At 59.3% G+C, this 18,720-nt stretch carries 21 protein-coding genes and 1 pseudogene; 15 read left to right on the top strand and 7 right to left on the bottom strand.

The window, feature by feature from the left end; all coding sequences use genetic code 11:
• Nucleotides 1-58: 58 nt before the first annotated feature.
• On the top strand, nucleotides 59-301 hold the full coding sequence (locus KW568_RS11210) for a hypothetical protein (protein WP_003256190.1): 243 nt from the start codon (nucleotides 59-61) through the stop codon (nucleotides 299-301).
• A gap of 56 nt (nucleotides 302-357) precedes the next feature.
• Here KW568_RS11210 and KW568_RS11205 read toward each other — a convergent pair whose 3' ends face one another.
• Nucleotides 358-1,179: a shikimate 5-dehydrogenase gene (locus tag KW568_RS11205; protein WP_003256191.1), complete on the bottom strand. Its 822-nt coding sequence runs from the start codon at nucleotides 1,177-1,179 to the stop codon at nucleotides 358-360.
• A gap of 161 nt (nucleotides 1,180-1,340) precedes the next feature.
• On the opposite strand from KW568_RS11205, the gene KW568_RS11200 reads away from it, so the two are divergent.
• Together KW568_RS11200 and KW568_RS11195 are read left to right on the top strand one after the other, a co-directional pair.
• Entirely contained in the window at nucleotides 1,341-1,694 is a 354-nt protein-coding gene (locus KW568_RS11200; protein WP_003256193.1) for a hypothetical protein, read from the top strand.
• A gap of 94 nt (nucleotides 1,695-1,788) precedes the next feature.
• The gene (locus KW568_RS11195; RefSeq protein WP_003256194.1) at nucleotides 1,789-1,971 is read left to right on the top strand and encodes a hypothetical protein; all 183 of its coding nucleotides are present in this window, start codon (nucleotides 1,789-1,791) and stop codon (nucleotides 1,969-1,971) included.
• An 89-nt stretch (nucleotides 1,972-2,060) separates the two neighbouring features.
• Here KW568_RS11195 and KW568_RS11190 read toward each other — a convergent pair whose 3' ends face one another.
• Nucleotides 2,061-2,375, bottom strand: a complete 315-nt coding sequence (locus tag KW568_RS11190) for a hypothetical protein (RefSeq protein ID WP_003256195.1) — start codon at nucleotides 2,373-2,375, stop codon at nucleotides 2,061-2,063.
• A 164-nt stretch (nucleotides 2,376-2,539) separates the two neighbouring features.
• Here KW568_RS11190 and KW568_RS11185 point away from each other — a divergent pair, with 164 nt between their 5' ends.
• On the top strand, nucleotides 2,540-3,364 hold the full coding sequence (locus tag KW568_RS11185; RefSeq protein WP_014861141.1) for a S24 family peptidase: 825 nt from the start codon (nucleotides 2,540-2,542) through the stop codon (nucleotides 3,362-3,364).
• 38 nt (nucleotides 3,365-3,402) lie between these two features.
• Here the strand turns inward: KW568_RS11185 and KW568_RS11180 are convergent, their stop codons facing one another.
• Complete coding sequence (locus tag KW568_RS11180; RefSeq protein ID WP_033726573.1) at nucleotides 3,403-3,726, bottom strand: DUF1654 domain-containing protein; 324 nt, start codon at nucleotides 3,724-3,726, stop codon at nucleotides 3,403-3,405.
• Nucleotides 3,727-3,960: 234 nt separating this feature from the next.
• Here KW568_RS11180 and KW568_RS11175 point away from each other — a divergent pair, with 234 nt between their 5' ends.
• Nucleotides 3,961-4,635, top strand: coding sequence for a polysaccharide lyase family 7 protein (locus KW568_RS11175; RefSeq protein WP_004576028.1), 675 nt, complete (start codon nucleotides 3,961-3,963; stop codon nucleotides 4,633-4,635).
• Between the two features lie 972 nt (nucleotides 4,636-5,607).
• Here the strand turns inward: KW568_RS11175 and KW568_RS11170 are convergent.
• Nucleotides 5,608-6,804, bottom strand: a complete 1,197-nt coding sequence (locus tag KW568_RS11170; RefSeq protein WP_004575957.1) for an IS256 family transposase — start codon at nucleotides 6,802-6,804, stop codon at nucleotides 5,608-5,610.
• A gap of 127 nt (nucleotides 6,805-6,931) precedes the next feature.
• Nucleotides 6,932-7,756: pseudogene (locus KW568_RS11165) on the bottom strand (LysR substrate-binding domain-containing protein); the annotation flags it as partial.
• 100 nt (nucleotides 7,757-7,856) lie between these two features.
• Here KW568_RS11165 and KW568_RS11160 point away from each other — a divergent pair.
• From KW568_RS11160 to KW568_RS11145, 4 genes are all read left to right on the top strand, one after another.
• On the top strand, nucleotides 7,857-8,921 hold the full coding sequence (locus KW568_RS11160) for an alkene reductase (protein ID WP_004576030.1): 1,065 nt from the start codon (nucleotides 7,857-7,859) through the stop codon (nucleotides 8,919-8,921).
• Between the two features lie 10 nt (nucleotides 8,922-8,931).
• Nucleotides 8,932-9,771 (top strand): pirin family protein, encoded by an 840-nt coding sequence (locus KW568_RS11155; RefSeq protein ID WP_004576031.1) that lies wholly within the window; start codon nucleotides 8,932-8,934, stop codon nucleotides 9,769-9,771.
• Between the two features lie 56 nt (nucleotides 9,772-9,827).
• On the top strand, nucleotides 9,828-10,412 hold the full coding sequence (locus KW568_RS11150) for an isochorismatase family protein (protein ID WP_004576032.1): 585 nt from the start codon (nucleotides 9,828-9,830) through the stop codon (nucleotides 10,410-10,412).
• A gap of 143 nt (nucleotides 10,413-10,555) precedes the next feature.
• Nucleotides 10,556-11,668: an FAD-dependent monooxygenase gene (locus KW568_RS11145; RefSeq protein ID WP_033726575.1), complete on the top strand. Its 1,113-nt coding sequence runs from the start codon at nucleotides 10,556-10,558 to the stop codon at nucleotides 11,666-11,668.
• Nucleotides 11,669-11,752: 84 nt separating this feature from the next.
• Here the strand turns inward: KW568_RS11145 and KW568_RS11140 are convergent, their stop codons facing one another.
• A complete protein-coding gene (locus tag KW568_RS11140; protein ID WP_003256204.1) occupies nucleotides 11,753-12,373 on the bottom strand; it encodes a tyrosine-type recombinase/integrase in 621 nt (206 codons plus the stop codon).
• Between the two features lie 406 nt (nucleotides 12,374-12,779).
• Between KW568_RS11140 and pbpG the strand changes: the two genes are divergently transcribed.
• Complete coding sequence (pbpG, locus tag KW568_RS11135) at nucleotides 12,780-13,706, top strand: D-alanyl-D-alanine endopeptidase (protein ID WP_012051929.1); 927 nt, start codon at nucleotides 12,780-12,782, stop codon at nucleotides 13,704-13,706.
• 268 nt (nucleotides 13,707-13,974) lie between these two features.
• On the opposite strand, the gene KW568_RS11130 is transcribed toward pbpG, so the two are convergent.
• Nucleotides 13,975-14,421 (bottom strand): hypothetical protein, encoded by a 447-nt coding sequence (locus KW568_RS11130; RefSeq protein WP_003256207.1) that lies wholly within the window; start codon nucleotides 14,419-14,421, stop codon nucleotides 13,975-13,977.
• A gap of 174 nt (nucleotides 14,422-14,595) precedes the next feature.
• Here KW568_RS11130 and KW568_RS11125 point away from each other — a divergent pair, with 174 nt between their 5' ends.
• From KW568_RS11125 to KW568_RS11105, 5 genes are all read left to right on the top strand, one after another.
• Nucleotides 14,596-15,930: a lysine N(6)-hydroxylase/L-ornithine N(5)-oxygenase family protein gene (locus KW568_RS11125; protein WP_003256208.1), complete on the top strand. Its 1,335-nt coding sequence runs from the start codon at nucleotides 14,596-14,598 to the stop codon at nucleotides 15,928-15,930.
• A gap of 177 nt (nucleotides 15,931-16,107) precedes the next feature.
• Nucleotides 16,108-17,301: a PepSY domain-containing protein gene (locus KW568_RS11120; RefSeq protein WP_004576034.1), complete on the top strand. Its 1,194-nt coding sequence runs from the start codon at nucleotides 16,108-16,110 to the stop codon at nucleotides 17,299-17,301.
• On the top strand, nucleotides 17,298-17,837 hold the full coding sequence (locus tag KW568_RS11115) for a hypothetical protein (protein WP_004576035.1): 540 nt from the start codon (nucleotides 17,298-17,300) through the stop codon (nucleotides 17,835-17,837). Before KW568_RS11120 ends, KW568_RS11115 begins: the two co-directional genes overlap by 4 nt.
• On the top strand, nucleotides 17,834-18,154 hold the full coding sequence (locus tag KW568_RS11110; RefSeq protein ID WP_004576036.1) for a hypothetical protein: 321 nt from the start codon (nucleotides 17,834-17,836) through the stop codon (nucleotides 18,152-18,154). The genes KW568_RS11115 and KW568_RS11110 overlap by 4 nt, the downstream gene beginning before the upstream one ends.
• Complete coding sequence (locus KW568_RS11105; protein WP_004576037.1) at nucleotides 18,151-18,720, top strand: DUF6162 family protein; 570 nt, start codon at nucleotides 18,151-18,153, stop codon at nucleotides 18,718-18,720. Before KW568_RS11110 ends, KW568_RS11105 begins: the two co-directional genes overlap by 4 nt.

Here is an 18,720-nt window from a genome sequence, read left to right as displayed (position 1 = left end):
GCCTCTTGCTGTGGTATATGAAGGTAACTGCTTCACATGCCACAGCGAGGTAAGGACGATGCAATCTCTTCACTGTGAATACCGCGAGCACACCATCACTGCCAGCGTGATGCCCCATCCCGACTCCCCCCTGCCCTATGCCGCCGGCTGCCTGATCACGGCACCTGACGGGCACACCAGCAAGCGCATGTCGATGCCCATGCAGTTCTTCTCCGACCTTGAGAATGCGCAGCGTGTGTCGCTGGCCCATGGCCGGGCACTGGTCGACAAACAGCTGGATAACGGGCACGAGGTGTTCTGATCCGGGTTTCGCCTGTACCCCCTTCGCCGCCGAAGCTGTGAAGGGGGTGGCATTAACTAGCTAGCCCGCGCGTATGCCACCGCCGCATCCACCTGCGCCTGCGTCGGCCTTACCCCGGTGTATAACACGAACTGTTCCAGCGCCTGCAGCGCAATGACCTCCAGCCCAGTGATCACCGGCTTGCCCAACGCCTGAGCCCGGAGAATCAACGGCGTCTGCGCCGGCATTGCCACCACATCGAACACCCGCTCCGCCGCCGCGATGGCGTGCTCGGGAAACGCCAGCTCTTCTGCCTCCTGCCCGCCTGCCATACCGATCGGCGTCACGTTCACCAGCATCGGCGGGCAGAGGTCGCCTGGCTCTGGCACCCAGCGATAACCACAGACATCCGCCAACTGACGCCCGGCCTGCTCGTTGCGTGCAACGATGATGCCTTCGGCAAACCCGGCATCGCGCAAGGCGCTGGCCACGGCCTTGGCCATGCCCCCACTGCCTCGCAGGGCAAAGGCCGTGCCCGGATCGACCTGATGCTGAACCAGCAATTGGCGCACGGCCAGGTAATCGGTGTTGTAGGCCTTCAGGTGGCCATTGCAATTGACAAGGGTATTGACCGAGTCGATGGCCGCCGCCGAGGGATCAATTTCGTCGACCAAAGCCATGCAGGCTTCCTTGTACGGCATCGACACCCCGCAGCCGCGAATACCCAAGGCGCGGATCCCTGCCACCGCCGCCGGCAGGTCATCGGTGCGCATGGCCTTATAGTAGAAGTCCAGGCCCAACTGCTGGTACAGGTGGTTGTGAAAGCGCACGCCGAAGGTGCCGGGACGACCGGCCAGAGAGATGCAAAGCACGGTGTCCCGGCTTGGAGTTGTCGGCATAACAGGCCCCTTAGTCATGACTGAAACGTTTATTCAGCGTAACAGAGTCAACCACTGGTCGCCCCTTACACAACCTTTACCGTTCCCCTGCGCTCAGCTGACAGAGACCGGAGTCATAGTAACAGGGCCCCGGACGTGGGGTTTTCCTGCGAGGTTGCTTTATGAACCGTCTCATTCCCGGAATCGTCCTGCTGGTCGGCGCCCTGGCCATCAGCGGGCCTGCAGCAGCTCACGGCGGCTATGGCGGCCATGGGCACGGTGGTTGGTACGGGCCGGGTCCACTGCTGGGTGCGGCTGTGGTCGGCGCCGTGGTTGGGGCGACGGTTTATGGTGGCCATGACCGCACAGTGTATGTCGAACGCCAGCCGGTCTATTACGCGCCGCCGCCGGTGTACGTACAACCGCCACCACAGCCGGTGTACTACCAGCCCTACTACGCACCACCCCCACCGCCACCGGGCTACCGCACCTATTATGGGCCGCCACCGGTGTACTACGGGCCACCGCGCTGGTAATGGTTGATAGGAGCAATGATCACTATCGAGGAAGTTGATTTCAAACAATCCCGGCTGCTGCGTATGGTAGAGCCATGTTTCACAGGAGGTCCCCATGGCCACTATCCAGATCATGTCCGTTGTCGGTAGCGCCGTTCCCGCCTCACTGCGTGAGCAGGGCCTGCTGGCGTGCTGGTACCTGGTTCGCAACGGTGAAGCCGTGAGCGGCCCGATGCCGACGCTCGCTTCAGCCCAGGCACTGGCCGAACAATTGCAACCAGGTACTTTGGCTGCCTGAACCGAATTTGTTGTGCGTTGCTCCCTACGCCCTTGTCGCCCGCCAATTTGGCGGGCTTTTTTTCTTCACAGATCGCCCGGGCTGCCACCTCATGTTTGGCCGCTACTGCCCAGCTTGCTGGTCAGCACCATGACCTTGCCTTGCAGCTGGCCTACGGTCATCACCAGCTCGTTTCGTTCCTTGGCGAGCAGTTCAGCTTTTGCCTGCGCCTCCCTTCGGGCATCCCGTTCGATGTCCAGCAGCTCTGTCAGGTGGCGGATGACGGCAATTTCAGCGTTGTCCATCGCGCGGTCGACTGCATCCCTCGACAACCATTTACGCAGCCACAGAAACGCTCCCAGCAGTACAGTCCCCGTACCGCCCAGCCAAGTGACGGTGCCCGGGCCGAGGTCGGTCGGATCCATGTGAACCTCATTACAGATGATGATGTGATCAGCCCTGGAGAAAAATGTCTCGCTAGCTTTCCTTGTTTGCGCGCTTAATTTAGCCTACAGCTAACAACACCACAAGAGCAGATTTAGCCATGCGCACATTTAGCAGCAAGCTAAACACTGGCATGCTTCACCCCATGGACATCTACCAAATTCGCAAGCACAACCTGGTGAAGCTGATCGGCAGCCAGAGAAAGGGCACCTGCGCAGAGCGCTGGGGGATGGCGCCTGCACACCTTAGCCAGATCCTTTCCGACAAGACCGTGAAAAACCTGGGCGATGACGTGGCCCGCCGCATCGAGGGCATCGAAGGTTTGCCACGGGGCTGGTTCGACGCGCTGTCGCCAGGCGAACACGCACAAGCGGCTGCCGAGCCAGGTGACAACAAGCTCTCTGCAGCCGACCTGGTCAAACAGATGCTTGCCCGAAGCGGCAAAGGTATCGCTGAAGAAACCCGGCAAAGGCTGCTGGCTGCGGCGCAAGAGCCTGCAGATGCCACGCTGCTGGAAGCCGAGCCGCTGCGCCCCGGCCTGGTCGGTGACGAAGTGTGGATTGCCCACTATGACGTGCGGGCAGCCATGGGCGGCGGCCAGATCCCCCACGACTACCCCGAGATGTTCAAGGACGTTCGCGTCAGCCCCAGCCACCTGCGCGAACTGGGCGTGACGTTCAGCGAGCACCATCACCTGAAGATGGTGACCGGCTGGGGCCAGTCGATGGAGCCGACCATCAGGCACCGCGACCCGCTGATCGTCGACGTCAGCATCCGAGAGTTCGTCGGCGATGGCATCTACTTCTTTTCCTGGGGCGACCACATCTACATCAAGCGGCTACAGATCGCAGACGAGGACCACTTCGAGATGATCTCCGACAACTCGCGGCACAAAGACCGCATGATTCGTCGGGAAGAGACCTACATACAGGCCAGGGTCCTGCTGGTGTGGAATGCCCACCTTGTATAAACCGAAGCCCGCCCTGACCGGCGGGCTTTTGCTGAAGCTCAGAACGGTGCAGCCTCCTCGACCTGAGCCTCGCAGTCGCGCTCGACGATAAAATCATCACGCTCTTCCACGCTACTGCGCGCCCATCGCACCGTCACGCTGGCGTCATCATTGAACGTAAGCTGCAACTCGGGCATTTCCAGCAGTTGGCCCATCACCTCCTCCCATTCCGCTTCACCGTCGGTATCCAGACGGTGCACCACTACCCAGCGCTGCGTCTGTGCGAGCGGGTGGTTGATCATTGACGATACCCGCAGGCTAAGCCGCTCTATTCCGGTCATTTCCTGGCGCTGTTGGGTTTCCGACTTCATGTGGCTAGCCATATTCTCATCCCGATAGCTGTATATTCGTACAGTACTCGGCGAAAGCTTATCTCACCGCCAAATCCTGCGTAAAGCCCCCACTGCGGAAAAATTTCGCCAGCAGGTAATTTCCCGTGAAGCGAAATTAATTTAGCCATAAGCTATTGACCGTATTTTAGCTTGAGGCTAACTTTGTGTTCGGCCGTCGCTTGTACGGCGGCTATGCCACTCAAACCTTTTCGCCAGGAGTTCCCCATGGCCGTAGATATCAGCCACCTCACCATCGCCACGCCGGTAGCCGTCTCCTCAACCAACCCCGTTGCTCTGGAGCTGAACGGTGCTGAAGCGATTGCCCGCTTTCCCAGCATCGTGACAGTGCTCAGCGATGGCTCGATCCAGTTCTCAGCCCCAACCAAAGGTGCTTCGAGTAAAAGCACCCACAGGACACGCTGCGAATGGACAGAAACGCAAGACTGGACGCTGGCCAGCGCCCAGGATCACTGGAATCGCCAGACCATGACGCTGACCAAGGTCAACTCGGCGCAGAAGGTGGTCATCGCCCAGATGCACGTACGCGGGGATGACGGCCCGCCAGTAAAGGTGTTCTGGAACAAGGGCAACATCACACTGGGGTTTCGACGCACCTTCAACCAGACCGACCCGGTGAATTCCACAGTCCTGAAGGGGGTGCCACTGGGTGCGACGTTCCACATCAGCATTCACACCACGTCTGAAGGCGTGGTAACCGTGACGGCCGAATGCAACGGGGTATCCGCCTCGTCGGGCGATTCGCAGCTCGACAGTACCTGGGCTTCGCACCTGTTCGAGTTCCACGGCGGGGTCTACAACCAGGTCGACTACACCGACGCAACCCCCGCCGAGGACGGCTCGATCTGCATCATCAGCGAACTCTCGCTCATCCATCGCTGAACGTCGATGCCCAGCCCTGCTATCAAAATCCCTCAGGGCGTCGCATGAATGCAAAAAGCCCAGCGCGGGGCTGGGCTTCTATCAGCTGGGCTGAACAGTACTTCCGCCAGCCTTTACACACTGTACTGGAAGTTACTCCAGTGGGCGCTTGTGATAACTATAACGCTCGGCATTGGATGCCCGCGATGGGTCCGGCGGGCCTGATCTCTGCCTGCCTCGAAAGGGCCGATTATGTGCGGAATCGTCGCGATCCTCGGGCTGCTCCCGTTTACCTTCCGAGTCTTGACCGCCTGGCGGACCATTGTTTTCAGCCGGCCTGCTAACCTGCTGATCACAATCCATTCCATCCCTATCTATGGTCATACGCACCTCTCAATGCTCAGAAGCTCTGAGCTACATCAAGTGTGCGCTTACCCTGTCCAGAAAGGTTTTATATCAGATCACCGGACACGGGCGAGAACCTCAATACCGGAACTTTTCGCTGAACTGCATCCCACTATTGGTACAAAAATTGGTACGCGCCGGCTGTACGTCCATCCAGCACATCCCGGCAATGCAGCAGTAGCGTGGGTATCTAGCCTCAGACCGCACCGCAAGCGGCCTGAGCATCTGGCCTGTCTAATAGGGTTCAGCCAGTTTCAGCGACTTTGGCCCAATAAAACCGAGACGCTTTCGGGCGGTTTTAGACAGCTTTATTCCCCCATCCAGGCGTTCAGCCAACCAAGATCCGTCCTGGGTCGTCAGCTACACCCACCTCCCACCGTCCGCTGTCGACCCAAAACTGCCGTTCGCGGCAGGCAGCTAACGGCCAAAAGCGGACTCCCGCCATTAAAATAGCAATCCGGTTTCGCTATTGGGTGGCTAGCCTATCGCGCACAAATTCGATGAAGCGCTGGGTTTTGGCAGGAAGCAATCGATCGTGTCCCGGGAAGTGGTGTAACTCATCATGGTTCTGGCCGCTGAGTTCGCCGTTTAGTTGATCACGGCCGACAGCTTGGCCTGTGGATTATCGCTGACTGCCTCAAAGGCCTCCAACTGCATGTAACGCCGTTGCAGGCACCACTCGTCGTTCTGCTCCAGCAGCATCGCGCCTACCAGCCGTGTGATTGCAGGATCGTTGGGAAAGATGCCTACGACGTCGGTGCGGCGTTTGATCTCCGCGTTAAGCCGCTCCAGTGGATTGGTGCTGTGTAATTGCTGTCGGTGCGCTTTTGGAAACGCCATGTGAGCCAGCACTTCATCCTCGCAGCCGTCCATGAGTGTCGCGATCTTGGGGTATTTTTCGCGTAGCTGATCAGCGACCAAACGCCATTGCTGATGGCATTCGGCACGGCTGTCCTGGGCGAAGACTGTGCGCAGTAGGGCCGCCACCATGGTGCGCTGACCTTTGCCGACGTGGGCCATGGCATTACGCATGAAATGCACACGGCAGCGCTGCCAGGTCGCGTTGAAGACCTTGGAAACAGCCGCCTTGAGCCCTTCGTGGGCGTCGGAGATGACCAGTTTCACGCCCCGCAAGCCACGTCGCGTGAGGCTGCGCAGGAAGTCTGTCCAGAACGGCTCAGCCTCTGACGGCCCAACCCGCATGCCCAGGACTTCGCGGCCACCGTCGGTGTTCACGGCCACGGCGATTATTACGGCGACCGAGACGATGCGTCCGGCCTCCCGCACTTTGACGTAGGTGGCATCGATCCAGAGATAGGGCCAGTCGCCCTCAAGCGGGCGGTCAAGGAAGGCGTGAACGCGCTCATCGATCTCACCAGCTAGCCGTGAGACCTGGCTTTTGGAGATGCCGGTCATGCCCATGGCTTTGACCAGCTCGTCCACTGAGCGTGTTGAAACGCCTTGGATGTAGGCCTCCTGGATGACTGCCGCCATGGCTTTCTCAGCGGTGCGTCGAGGTTCAAGGAAACCAGGGAAATAGCTGCCTTGGCGCAGCTTGGGAATCTTAAGGTCGACGTCGCCTGCGCGGGTTTGCCAAAGACGATCGCGGTAGCCATTACGGCTATTTGTCCGGTCTGGGCTTTTGACATCGAAGCCCGCGCCGCACAGGCCTTCGACGTCGAACTCCATCATGCGCTGGGCAACGAACTGGATCATTTGCTTGAGCAGATCAGCGTCTGCCCCTTTCTCAACCAACTCGGTCAATGCGATAGTGGGCTTGGTCATCGTGGTTTCTCTGGTGAGTGTTTGGTCTTCGCAAACTCAACGTTAGCCAAGAACCACGATGACCATCCTCTTTCGCCCGCAGGGCGCCTTCGGCTGGTTCAGTTACACCACTTCCCGGGACACGATCAAGCAATCGAGTTTCAGTTAGGGCATACACCGAGACAGGTGATCCCTGCCAGTCAGGGAGAATCCTTCGCAGTTTCCCTTCCGCCACGTCCTGAGCGGCGATTCCCTCTGGCAGCAAAGTAACCCCCAGATCCAGCGACGCCATACGTCTCAACATCCCTACGCTGTTGAGTTCGAATCGCCCGCCGATATCGACCTGCTCCGTTTCACCCTTGCCTGAAAGAGTCCAGCGATCCGAACTCGGGCCGCGCAACCGCAAACACTCATGGTGAGTCAATTCCAGAGGGGATTGTGGCTCTCCCGAGACTTCCAGGTACTGCGGTGAGGCGTACAGGAAACGTTGCAGGCTCGCCAACTTCCGCGCAATCAGATTAGAGCTTGGGGGTTCACCCATGCGGATCACTACGTCGACTGGTTCGCTGATCAGATCTACTTGCCGGGGCGTGAGGTCGAAATCGAAGCTGATGCCCGGATAAAGCCGAGCGAACTCAGCGATCAGTGGTGCCAGGTAGACATTGGCAAAATCCACTGGAAGTGACGCTCGCAATAGGCCGCTAGGACGAGCCAGCATCTCTCCCAGCTGCTCATGAGCGAGTCTCGCCTCATCGACGATCCGCTTGCAGCGTTCGTAATACAGCTGCCCCGCCTCGGTCAGTTCAATTTTCCGGGTTGTGCGATGCAGCAGCCGCAGGCCAATGGCTTTTTCCAGGCCACTGATTCGCCTCGAAAGCGTTGAGTTGGGCATGTCCAGTCCCTCAGCAGCTTTTCGAAAGCTGTGGACTTTCACAACCTCGACAAACAACGCCATGTCATTCAAATACTCCAACGCATTGCTCCATCAATGGATCAGTGATTTCAATTTTACCGGATTTATTCCGGATACGGATTGATCAATCATAGGCACATCACCACTGAGGAACACCGCAATGAACTCTCTTTTTTCCGAAGTCAAAGTAGGTCGTTACACCCTCTCCAACCGTATGGTCATGGCGCCAATGACTCGCTCGCGCTCTGACGATGCTGGCGTACCTTCCGATCTGGTCACTACTTACTACTTTCAGCGTGCTTCGGCAGGCCTGATCATCAGCGAAGGCGTATTCCCGGTTGCCATGGGCAAAGGCTACGTACGCACCCCTGGTATCGAAACCCCTGACCAAGTGGCCGCCTGGAAGAAAGTCACTAGCGCCGTTCATGCTCACGGCGGTCGCATTTTCATGCAACTGATGCACTGTGGACGAGTGTCCCATCCATCGCTCCTGCCAAACGGCGCACAGCCTCAAGCTCCTTCGGCGATCAAGGCAGCGGGTCAGACCTATACTGCAACTGGCCTGCAAGATTTCGTCACCCCGCATGCACTAACCGTTTCGGAAATTGCTGATGTTGTCGCTGGGTATCGCAACGCGGCCCGCCTGGCGATTGAAGCCGGTTTCGACGGTGTCGAGCTGCATGCAGCTTCCGGTTACCTGCCAGAGCAATTCCTGTCCTCCGGCAGCAACCAGCGCGACGACCAATACGGTGGCTCGGTCGAAAACCGCACCCGCTTCGTCCTGGAGGTACTGGCTGCCATGGTCAGTGAAGTAGGTGGTGACCGTGTAGGTATCAAGATTTCGCCGGAGATGAACTTCAACGATATCGTCGATGCCAACCCGCAGGAAACCTACACCTATCTGGTCTCGCAATTGCGCGGTCTGGACCTCGCCTACCTGCATGTGGCGCTGTTCGGTGCCCAGTTCGACTACCACGCAGCCCTGCGTCCTCTGTTCGACGGCAGCTACCTGGTCGGCAGTGGCCAGACCAAAGAAAGCGCTCAATCTCTGATCGCAGATGGCAAGGCTGACGCAGCTGTGTTCGGTGGCGCGTTCCTGGCCAACCCTGACCTGCCGCAACGCTTCCTGGCCGACGCTGAATTGAACGTGCCGAACAAAGACCTCTTCTACGCCCCTGGCGCTGAAGGCTATATCGACTATCCAGCCATGTCCGAACAGGCATAAGAAGACCGTCATGTCATCCAGTGCACGTTTGCAACGTATGAACCATGGCAGCCAATTCAGGGCGTTCAGCCTGCGTGGTGACCAGTACGCAAAACCAATCGATCCATTTTTGGGTGTCGATCACGCGTGGATCAGTGGGCCGACGTTCCCACCTCATCCTCATGCAGGTTTTTCAGCGGTCTCGTACCTGTTTTTGGACTCTGAAACGGGCATCGACAACCGAGACTCGTTGGGTAACCGCAATCTGATCCAACCAGGTGGGTTGCACTGGACAGCAGCAGGTCAAGGCATCGTGCATGAGGAGGTTCCAGCTGAACCCGGCAAGACCGTCCACATGCTTCAGATATTCATCAATTTGTCGGAGCGAAAGCAGGACGCTGCGCCATTTGCGTTAAGTCTCGAAGCTCAGGATGTGCCTGTCGTCTACAAACCAGGAGCAAAGATCCGCGTGCCTTTCGGATGCCTCGAGGGTGCTGTGTCGCCACTGGCAGTGCCGACCGAGGTTCGCCTTCTGGACATCTCATTGGAGGATGGGAGCGAAGTCGCGATTTCTATTCCAGAAGGGCATGTCGCTTTTGTAATGCCCATCGACGGTGAGGTTTTGGTCGACGGCAAACCCCTCGACCTGACCAAGCCCGAGGCTGCTGTAGATCTGCCACAGACAGCGGATCGAGTTGTGACTCTGGCTGCCAAGAAAGGCAACGCCAAAGCGGTCATGTTTTCGGGCGTTCCGTTGAACCAGCCAGTGTTTTGGCAAGGGCCCCTGGCGCTTGCTTCCGCAGAGGCCTTGACCAAGGCAGTCAGTGGATACCAGCGCGGTGCATTTGGAACTCTGCAAGCAGTCAATTGAAGTTAATGATCCCCAACCGGGGTGATGCACCCCATACAATCGCTAGGAGAAAGACCATGACGTACGAAAAATTCAGTGCCGACAATGCTGCACTCCTGCTGATCGACCACCAGGTCGGCACCATGGGGTGGGCGAAGTCCATGCCGTTTGAAGAACTCAAACGCAACGCTTTGATGCTCGCTAAAGCAGCTCGCATCCTCAAGCTCCCTGTCGTACTGACGTCCAGTATGGAGGAGTATGCACAAGGCCCTCTGCTGAGCGAGCTGGAAGAGATCCTTCCGACCGAATTCGCCGGTCGCATCAAGCGTCTGGGCATCGTGAACGCAATGGACGACGAAAACTTCGCCGCTGCCGTGAAAGCCACAGGCCGCAAAAAACTCATCATCGCTGGCGTGACCAACGACGTCTGCACGGTATACCCGGCGCTGTCGCTGGTACGTGATGGTTACGAAGTCCAGGTCGTGGCTGACGGTGGTGCTTCGCCTACTAAAATGGCTGACGACATCGCCTTGCGTCGTATGGAAAAAGCCGGTGTGACCCTCACCACCACCAATCAGTTGATCGCCGAATTGGCGGGCAGCTGGGCCACCCCGGAAGGCGGTCAATTGGTTCAGGTGCTGATGGAAGCATTTGGCGACTGATTCTCTGCACTCGACCAGAGGAACCGGAGATCGCTCCTCTGGTTCCTCAGCAATTGAGGCGACGAATGAGTCGCCTTTTTGCAATGCCGCCGACATGACGTCACCTGCCTTCATGGTTGTCCTCATCACCGGATCTTGAATCAATGGCTTCAGACGAAGAGATCACCATCATCGGCGGTTCGCTCGCAGGACTCACCCTGGCACTCGCATGCGCAGCATCAGGTTTTCGAGTTCGTGTACTTGAGCAGTCCGAAGGACACGCCTCAGGTGGCGACAGCCTGACCGTCGACCTGGCTCTGCTCCCAGCAACAACCGGGTACGATCCCCGTGTGTCACCTGCGCTCCCCGTCGTCCCGGCGTACAGAGATCTCACTACGTGGCCAGCGCTTTATGGGTGGTTACGAGATCGCGTGAACGAGACTCCCGGCATAGTGCTTGAAGGCGGTAGACGCGTGTCTTCTGTCTCTGACCTACACGACTCAGTGCAAATTACCTTCGCAGACGGCCATCAGCAAACGGCACCAGTGGTTATTGGGGCGGATGGCTATCGCAGCGTTGTTCGACGAGCTATATCACCTGAGACCCCGTTTGCACGTTACGCGGGCTATCTCGTTTGGCGAGGGCTTGTTGAAGAGCAAGCGCTGCAAAAGCCGGTGTCCTGGCCCTCGGATGGTGGCCTTTGGATCGAGTTCGTAGACGGTTACCGACTTGTTGCAGCAACGCTGCCAGGTCGCGACGGCTCTGTTCAGCCTGGACAGCGACAAATCACATTTGCCTGGTTTGATGCCCATCAAGATGAGCTGTTGCGTCGTACTGATTGCTTGACCGCAGAAGGGCATATTGTCGGAACTCTCGCCCGAGGCATGATCGATGACAGCGTTAGGTCAGCACTAGAGAGTCGTGCTCACAACATCTGGCCTGAAAGGTGGCGGGAAGTGGTGCTGGCAGGTATCCGCTCTCCCAACACGCTTAGTGGCTCTCCCATCGCTGAATACCTTCCGCAACGGCTTGCCCGAGGCAACATGGCGATCATTGGTGATGCTGCGCACGTCATCACGCCGATGACAGGCAGAGGGCTTTTGACTGGCATGGAGGACGCTTCGACCGTGGCGCATCTGCTGGCAAGGCGAAGCCCCGGGGAAACACTTGCTACTGTGCTTGCGCGTTATGAGCAGGCTCGACTGCCATTCATCAAAGGCTTGGTGAAGCACTCAATGAATATTAGCAACGAGTATGTGGATCTCGCCCGAGCATGACGAGACGCGAACAGAAGGTTTAGCTGTCAGGGTCCGCTTTGGGTCGAATCGCGACGGTCATACCTCGACCGTCGCTGGACGCTGTCAGACCTCCGTCTGCTCTGCCATCTCCAATGCGTCATCGACTTCAATGCCCAGGTATCGCACTGTGCTTTCAAGCTTTGTATGGCCGAGCAGGAGCTGAACTGCTCTCAAGTTCTTTGTCCTGCGATAGATCAGCGATGCCTTTGTACGTCTCATCGTGTGGGTGCCGTACATAGCAGGATCTAGCCCAATAGACTTTATCCACGCTTTGACGATTCGGGCGTACTGCCGGGTGGAGAGATGCACTGAGGCGTGTAGCCGGCTTGGGAAAAGACAATCCTCGCTGTGGAGTTGGGCTTGATGTATCCAGCCCTGTAGGGCCAGCCGCGTTTGCTCTGTAATTTCAAACTGTACGGGACGTTGGGTTTTCTGCTGCATCACTATCGCCCGAGATGACACGTGCTCCCCATGAGCAACGTCGCGTACGCGAAGCTTGGTCAGATCGCAGGCTCGTAGCTTGCTATCGATGGCCAGATCGAAAAGGGCTAAATCACGAGTTTCCTCCGCGATTTGGAGCCTTACCCGAATGGCCCAGATATCTTTCAGTCGGAGCGGAGCTTTCTGCCCGACCAATTTTCCTTTGTTCCAAGGCTGATGGCTGCTGGTCGTAATGGCGTTCATGGCTTGTCCTCCATGTGAGGTAGGACAAGGATGGTCAACCCAATCCAGAGGCGCTAACCGACCCAATACCGCTCGAAGCAGAAGCGCCGCGTCTCGACGGAGTCGCCATTCATCTTCCAACCTTCTGGCTCGTCACCACAAATCCAGCGTTCACTGCTTGGCAGCTTGGGCGCTCGGTGCAGGTGCTTCTCTCGACCTACGCCAAGTGGTTGAATTCTGCCAACGATTGGACGGAACTGGCGAAGCTGGGAAAGAACGTAATGGGTACAGGATTAAATATCGTTCACTTTGCGCCCTTTAGGCATAAGGCATTCGACAGCAATTCAGCCATACTCCAGAATGCATCGGTTTTAGGGGGAAAACCCTTGCACAGCCAACGACATACCAACTTTTAGTGAGCCTCAACGTGAAAACATCCCTGTCCATCCTCAGCCTGCTGCTGTTGCTCACAGGTACCGCGACCCTTCCGTCGACTGCTGCTGCACAACCCCCGGCCCAGGTTCAACGTGACCCCTCCAAACTGCATCTGGCTTCAGGCAGCGCTCTGCTGATCGACCTGAACAGCAACCAAGAGCTGTATTCAAGCCATGCCGACCGCGTGGTGCCGATCGCTTCGGTGACCAAACTGATGACGGCGATGGTGGTGCTGGATGCCAAGTTGCCCATGGATGAAATGCTCACCATGACCATTGCCAACAACCCGGAAATGAAAGGTGTGTACTCGCGCGTGCGCCTGGGCAGCCAGCTGGACCGCCGCGAAACCCTGCTGATTACCCTGATGTCGTCGGAAAACCGTGCGGCCAATAGCCTGGCCAACGCCTACCCCGGCGGCTATCCGGCGTTCATCAAGGCAATGAATGCCAAAGCCCGCAGCCTGGGAATGGCCCACACCCGCTATGTTGAGCCGACTGGCCTGTCGACGCAGAACGTATCCACTGCCCGCGACCTGGCCAAGCTGCTGATGGCCTCGCGCAAGTACCCCATGCTGAGTGAGCTGTCGACCACCCGCGAAAAGACCGTCGCCTTCCGCAAGCCCAACTACACCCTGGGCTTCCGTAACACCGACCACCTGGTGAACAAAAGCAACTGGGATATCAAGCTGACCAAGACCGGCTTCACCAACGAGGCCGGGCACTGCCTGGTATTGCTGACCCGCATGGATAACCGCCCGGTGGCCATGGTCATTCTCGATGCCTTCGGCAAGTACACCCACTTCGCCGATGCCAGCCGCATGCGTCAATGGCTGGAAACCGGTGCCGCCAAACCGGCACCGGCGGTGGCCATGCAGTACAAGGCCGACCGGCAGAACAAGGGGCGGTTGGCGGCCGAATGACCGCCATTTCCTGGCGCGTGCGGGCTTGTCCGCGAAACAGACAACGCGGTGGATAGCACGGGCTTCGCCCGTGTTCGCGGGTAAACCCGCGCCTACGACGGCCTGCGCCCGATCACCAATGTGTGTGTCCAACCCTGATCAGGTGTAGGAGCGGGTTTACCCGCGAATACGGTAGAGGCGGCAACGGTGAACGGCGGGTGGAAACTGGCCAGCAGGGCCGGCCCATTCGCGGGTAAACCCGCTCCTACAGCGGCCTGTGCATGTCCAGTCAGGCCGTAGCGCTGACCATCCCGCCCGCACTGCTGCCGCCCTCTTGCTGCAACAGTTCCAGCAACTGCGCCGTGGCCGCCATGATCTGCCCATTGAGGGTAGCAATGCTCGCCTGCTTGGCACCAACCGCTGCTGCTTTCGCAGCCTCGTCCATCTTGCTGTTCTGCAATGCAGCCAACTGTTTCTGTTCCTCTGCCAATTGCTTCTGCAGATCCTTGATCAATTGACGCAGCTCGCTCACAGCCTCCGACTCGCCACTGCCTTCTGTGTCGGTGGATTGCGCCGGGCTACCCGCCGACACCTTCATGCTGTCACTGCTGATGCTCAAGGGCCCCACCGCCTCACCGGCCTGTTTCGCCTGCTCACGCTCGGTTGCTGCGTTCGCGCTCAGCGTCTGCGCTGAAACACCATTGATCATCAGGTTGCTTGCCGTGATACCGCTCATGTTGATTCCCTGCCTGAAAAATTGGTCCTTGCCGTAACCAACACATCGGCCGCCTCACGCTGTTCTTTAGCCCGCTTAAATTCCCCCTCGGCTGGCTCGTTCCAACTCATGTACTTGCGCAGGAGCCGGAGCCCCGGCGGGCGTCCATATTCGACCATTCAGGGAATCGCAGCCATGAGCCAGTCTTCACAGCAGGAAACCATCAAAGACATGATCGGCGTGGGCTTCGGCCCCTCCAACCTGGCCTTGGCCATCGCCCTGGAAGAACTCGCCGAATCCCGGGGCCATGCACTCGACGCACTGTTCATCGACAAGCAGCAAGACTACCACTGGCACGGCGAGACCTTGGCTACCCAGAGCGAGTTGCAGATCTCGTTCCTCAAGGACCTGGTGTCGCTGCGTACCCCAACCAGCCCTTACAGCTTCGTCAACTACCTGCACCAGAAGCAGCGCCTGGCCGACTTCATCAACCTCGGCACCTTTTACCCCTGCCGCCTGGAGTACAACGACTACCTGCGCTGGGCCGCCGAGCATTTCGCCTCCCAGGCGGTGTATGGGCAGGAAGTGTTGCGCATCGAACCGCACATGCATGCAGGCCGGGTCCAACACCTGTGCGTGATCACGCGTGACAAACAAGGCCGCGAATACAGCCGCGCCACCCGCTCAGTGGTGGTGGGCAGCGGTGGCACGCCGAAAATCCCGGAAAACTTCGGCGCCTTCAAGGACGACCCGCGAGTCTTCCACCACTCGCAGTACCTGAGCAGCCTGACCAAACTGCCGTGCACGGCTGGCAAACCCATGCGCATTGCCGTGATCGGCTCAGGCCAGAGCGCCGCCGAGGCGTTCATCGACCTCAACGACAGCTACCCGTCAGTCAAGGTCGACATGATTCTGCGCGGCTCGGCCCTCAAGCCCGCCGACGACAGCCCTTTCGTCAACGAGATCTTCTCCCCCGACTATACCGACCTGGTCTACAACGAACCGGCCGAACAGCGCAGCAAACTGCTGGGCGAATACCACAACACCAACTACTCGGTGGTCGACCTCAACCTGATCGAGCGCATCTACGGCATCCTCTACCGGCAGAAGGTTGCCCATCAGCACCGCCACAACGTGCTGTGCCGGCGCCAGGTGGAAGCGGTGGTGGCCACCCGCGAAGGCCTGGAACTGACCCTGCGCGACCTCGCCACCGGCCAGCAGCAAACCCACCGCTACGATGCCGTTATCCTCGCCACCGGTTACGAGCGCCGCTCGCACCGTGAATTGCTCGCGCCGCTGGCCGATTACCTGGAGGACTTCAGCGTCGACCGCAACTACCGCGTACTGGCCAGCCCGGACCTGCAAGCCTCGGTGTACCTGCAGGGCTTCTGCGAAAACAGCCACGGCCTGAGTGACACCCTGCTTTCGGTCCTGCCGGCACGCGCTGCGGAAATTGGCCGAGCGCTGTACCAGGACCTGGAGCAGTTGCACGAAAAGCCCCAAGCAGCCGTGGCACTGACCCGCGCCTGACCCCTCTCTACAACCAGCCATCAAGGCCGGACTGGTGCCTCGTGCGCAGTCCGGTGTTTGTGCTTTGAAACATTTGCTTTCATTTTAACCTGCAGGTTTTCGATTCTCATTCGTCCTTATCAGTACAGCACTCTTTGGTTGGCACACGCTCGACCACCCATAGCAGAAGACCGTCTGATGGCCCAATCACCGAAAAAATCCAAATCCAAGCTGTGGTTCCTGGTCCACAGCTGGCTCGCCTTGCCGATCTGGTTCTTTGTCCTGATCGTCTGCTTCACCGGCATGCTCGCCGTGGTCAGCCAGGAAATCGTCTGGCTCGCCGATCCGGCTGTGCGCGCCAACAAGCCAGACGCGGACACCGAGCGCATGAGCTTTCAGCAGGTACTGGAGGCCTTGAACAAGGCCGAGCCGGACATGGTGGTGGAGCGCCTGAGCCAGCCAGATGGTTCGCACTTCGCGGTGAAAGCCAATGTCACCCTGCCTGACGGCACCCGCCCGACGCTGTATGTAAACCCCTACACCGGAACCATTCAGGGCAAGACCCCGGACTTCAACTTCGAAGCCTTCACCCGCGCCCTGCACGGCTGGTGGCTGGTGCCGTTCACCAACGGTTTCAGCTGGGGCTGGTACCTGGTCTCGCTGCTCGGCCTGCCGATGCTGGCCTCGCTGGTCACCGGCCTGGTGGTTTACAAGAAGTTCTGGAAGGGCTTTTTCAAACCCGTGCGTACCGGCCATGGTTCGCGAATTTTCTGGGGTGACCTGCACCGTCTGTCCGGGGTGTGGTCAATCTGGTTCATTGCAGTCATTTCCGTCACCGGCACCTGGTTCCTGATCCAGGCGATCCTGTCTGACAACCACATCACCCTTTCCAGCCAGCCCATCGTGCCGGTGATCGCCCGTGAGGAAGTGCCACAAACGCCAGATGGCAGCCCCGCCTCGCGCATCGACCTGGATGAGGCGGCACGCCTTGCCGGGCTGGCGATCCCGGGGCTGGAAGTGACCTCCATCTCGCTCCCCGCCACTGCCTACAGCCACGTCATGCTGTCTGGCCCGGGCTGGTACCCGTTGATGTTCCAGAGTGCGTCGGTAAATCCGTACACACGCAATGTCGACAGCCAGTTCCTGATCCGCGACCGTTCGGCCCTGGAGTTCGTCACCGAGTCCATGCGCCCGCTGCACACCGGCGACTTTGGCGGTTTGCCGATCAAGCTGGTGTGGTTCTTCTTCGGCCTGATCCTCACCTTGATGGTGCTGAGCGGCCTGCTGATCTGGACCAAGCGCACCGCCCAGGCCACCGCCGCGGCCCTCAAGCGCAGCGAGCGCGCTCCGCGTGCAGTACACAGTGAAACCACCGTGGAGATCCATTCATGAGCCAGGCCCAGGCCCTGCCCGCCAGCCCGCTGAAGCAGCTTTGGCTGAAGTGGCGTTTTCACCTGAACATCCTGCTGATCCTGATCCCGCTGGGCTTCATGCCCAAGTACTTCGCCGACGCCAGGCTGTTCCGCGGCGACGCCGGCCTTGGCGCCAACGTGATCAGTGACATCCAGGTCGGCCCTTACAGCCTCGACCTTGCGGAACTGCGTGACGAGGCGCCACACGCCGACGGCCCCGCCGGCTACTTCAAATCGTTCAATGCATCGCTGTGCAAGGCCTGCATAAAAAACGTCAAGGCAGCCTACCTGCGCATCGGCAAGCCAAGAAGCCTGCGCGCCGCCGGCACCATTTTCTTCGGTGCACCTTACAACATGGGCACCTCGTTGCCGATTCCGCCGCGTACCAAACCCGACGCGCACATCTGGATCACCCTGGAAGGCTGGGACGGCAGCATGCACCAGGCGTCGATCCCCCTGACCAAGGCATCGCCAGCCACTGTGGCATGGCTCGAGAAACAAGGAGAAAACAAATGAATCACCGGATGCGCACCCTGGCGCTGCCCTTGCTGGTACTGGTCGCCGGCCCTGCGCTTGCGCACAACCCGATGTGCGAATGCGAAGAACTGGCCAGCGGCCAGGTCAAGTGCACCGGCGGTTTCTCGGACGGCAGCGGTGCCCCCGGAGTGACCCTGGACGTGATTGGTTATGACGAACAGGTGCTGGTCGGCGGCAAGCTTGGCAACGACTCGACGCTGACCTTCAAACGCCCGGACGGCGAATTCTACGTGCTGTTCGATGCTGGCCCCGGGCACGTGGTGGAAGTGGACTACGCCGATATCGCCCAGCCATGAGCCGCGCCCACGTCATTCGCCCGGCCGGTGCCGGGCACGAAACCCTGTACGTGCTGCTGGCAAGCTTGCTGATCGTGGTGCTCGCCGCCAGCGTGGTGCTGCTGCGCGGTGAGCGCGAGGACGAACAGGCCATCGCCAGCCACCAGATCGACGCCCGCCGCGACCTCACCGCCGCCGAGCAAGGCCTGTACACCGACCTGCGGGTAGCCTTCGACGAGATCCAGCTCCTGCGCGAAGAAAACGCCGTCACGCCCAGCGTAAAGGCCCTGGCCGAAGAAGGCCTGCCGCCGTTCGTGGTCGATGCCGGCAGCCAAAGCCGTGGCGGCCACCAATGGTCATGGCTGGAACCCGGCGCCTACCTGGGCCGCAGCCAGGCCCCGGAAGTGGCCGGCAGCCTGCTGCTGATCCTGCCACCCGACAGCACAGGCCAAGCCGATATCTGGCTGCGCCGCGACAGCGCCGCCGTGATCCCGGACGACCTCGGCCTGGCCGCTCTGATCGCGGCTGGCTGGCAACAGGTGGTCAGCCACTACGACGCCGGGGTCACCCGCGAACACCGTCACTGA

Source organism: Pseudomonas sp. HD6515 (genome assembly GCF_024971855.1).
Lineage (GTDB): Bacteria > Pseudomonadota > Gammaproteobacteria > Pseudomonadales > Pseudomonadaceae > Aquipseudomonas > Aquipseudomonas alloputida.
The sequence above is the reverse complement of the archived record's forward strand: the minus strand, read 5'-3'. Positions and strand labels throughout refer to the sequence as shown.

Excerpts from the sequence above, each read along its gene's own strand:
- KW568_RS11200 (WP_003256193.1), top strand. The coding sequence starts at position 1,341 with ATGAACCGTCTCATTCCCGGAATCGTCCTGCTGGTCGGCGCCCTGGCC.
- KW568_RS11145 (WP_033726575.1), top strand. The coding sequence starts at position 10,556 with ATGGCTTCAGACGAAGAGATCACCATCATCGGCGGTTCGCTCGCAGGA.
- KW568_RS11110 (WP_004576036.1), top strand. The coding sequence starts at position 17,834 with ATGAATCACCGGATGCGCACCCTGGCGCTGCCCTTGCTGGTACTGGTC.
- KW568_RS11190 (WP_003256195.1), bottom strand. The coding sequence starts at position 2,375 with ATGGATCCGACCGACCTCGGCCCGGGCACCGTCACTTGGCTGGGCGGT.
- KW568_RS11160 (WP_004576030.1), top strand. The coding sequence starts at position 7,857 with ATGAACTCTCTTTTTTCCGAAGTCAAAGTAGGTCGTTACACCCTCTCC.
- KW568_RS11195 (WP_003256194.1), top strand. The coding sequence starts at position 1,789 with ATGGCCACTATCCAGATCATGTCCGTTGTCGGTAGCGCCGTTCCCGCC.
- KW568_RS11140 (WP_003256204.1), bottom strand. The coding sequence starts at position 12,373 with ATGAACGCCATTACGACCAGCAGCCATCAGCCTTGGAACAAAGGAAAA.
- KW568_RS11125 (WP_003256208.1), top strand. The coding sequence starts at position 14,596 with ATGAGCCAGTCTTCACAGCAGGAAACCATCAAAGACATGATCGGCGTG.
- KW568_RS11175 (WP_004576028.1), top strand. The coding sequence starts at position 3,961 with ATGGCCGTAGATATCAGCCACCTCACCATCGCCACGCCGGTAGCCGTC.
- KW568_RS11130 (WP_003256207.1), bottom strand. The coding sequence starts at position 14,421 with ATGAGCGGTATCACGGCAAGCAACCTGATGATCAATGGTGTTTCAGCG.
- KW568_RS11105 (WP_004576037.1), top strand. The coding sequence starts at position 18,151 with ATGAGCCGCGCCCACGTCATTCGCCCGGCCGGTGCCGGGCACGAAACC.
- KW568_RS11155 (WP_004576031.1), top strand. The coding sequence starts at position 8,932 with ATGTCATCCAGTGCACGTTTGCAACGTATGAACCATGGCAGCCAATTC.
- KW568_RS11210 (WP_003256190.1), top strand. The coding sequence starts at position 59 with ATGCAATCTCTTCACTGTGAATACCGCGAGCACACCATCACTGCCAGC.
- KW568_RS11205 (WP_003256191.1), bottom strand. The coding sequence starts at position 1,179 with ATGCCGACAACTCCAAGCCGGGACACCGTGCTTTGCATCTCTCTGGCC.
- KW568_RS11180 (WP_033726573.1), bottom strand. The coding sequence starts at position 3,726 with ATGGCTAGCCACATGAAGTCGGAAACCCAACAGCGCCAGGAAATGACC.
- KW568_RS11185 (WP_014861141.1), top strand. The coding sequence starts at position 2,540 with ATGGACATCTACCAAATTCGCAAGCACAACCTGGTGAAGCTGATCGGC.
- KW568_RS11115 (WP_004576035.1), top strand. The coding sequence starts at position 17,298 with ATGAGCCAGGCCCAGGCCCTGCCCGCCAGCCCGCTGAAGCAGCTTTGG.
- KW568_RS11150 (WP_004576032.1), top strand. The coding sequence starts at position 9,828 with ATGACGTACGAAAAATTCAGTGCCGACAATGCTGCACTCCTGCTGATC.
- KW568_RS11170 (WP_004575957.1), bottom strand. The coding sequence starts at position 6,804 with ATGACCAAGCCCACTATCGCATTGACCGAGTTGGTTGAGAAAGGGGCA.
- KW568_RS11120 (WP_004576034.1), top strand. The coding sequence starts at position 16,108 with ATGGCCCAATCACCGAAAAAATCCAAATCCAAGCTGTGGTTCCTGGTC.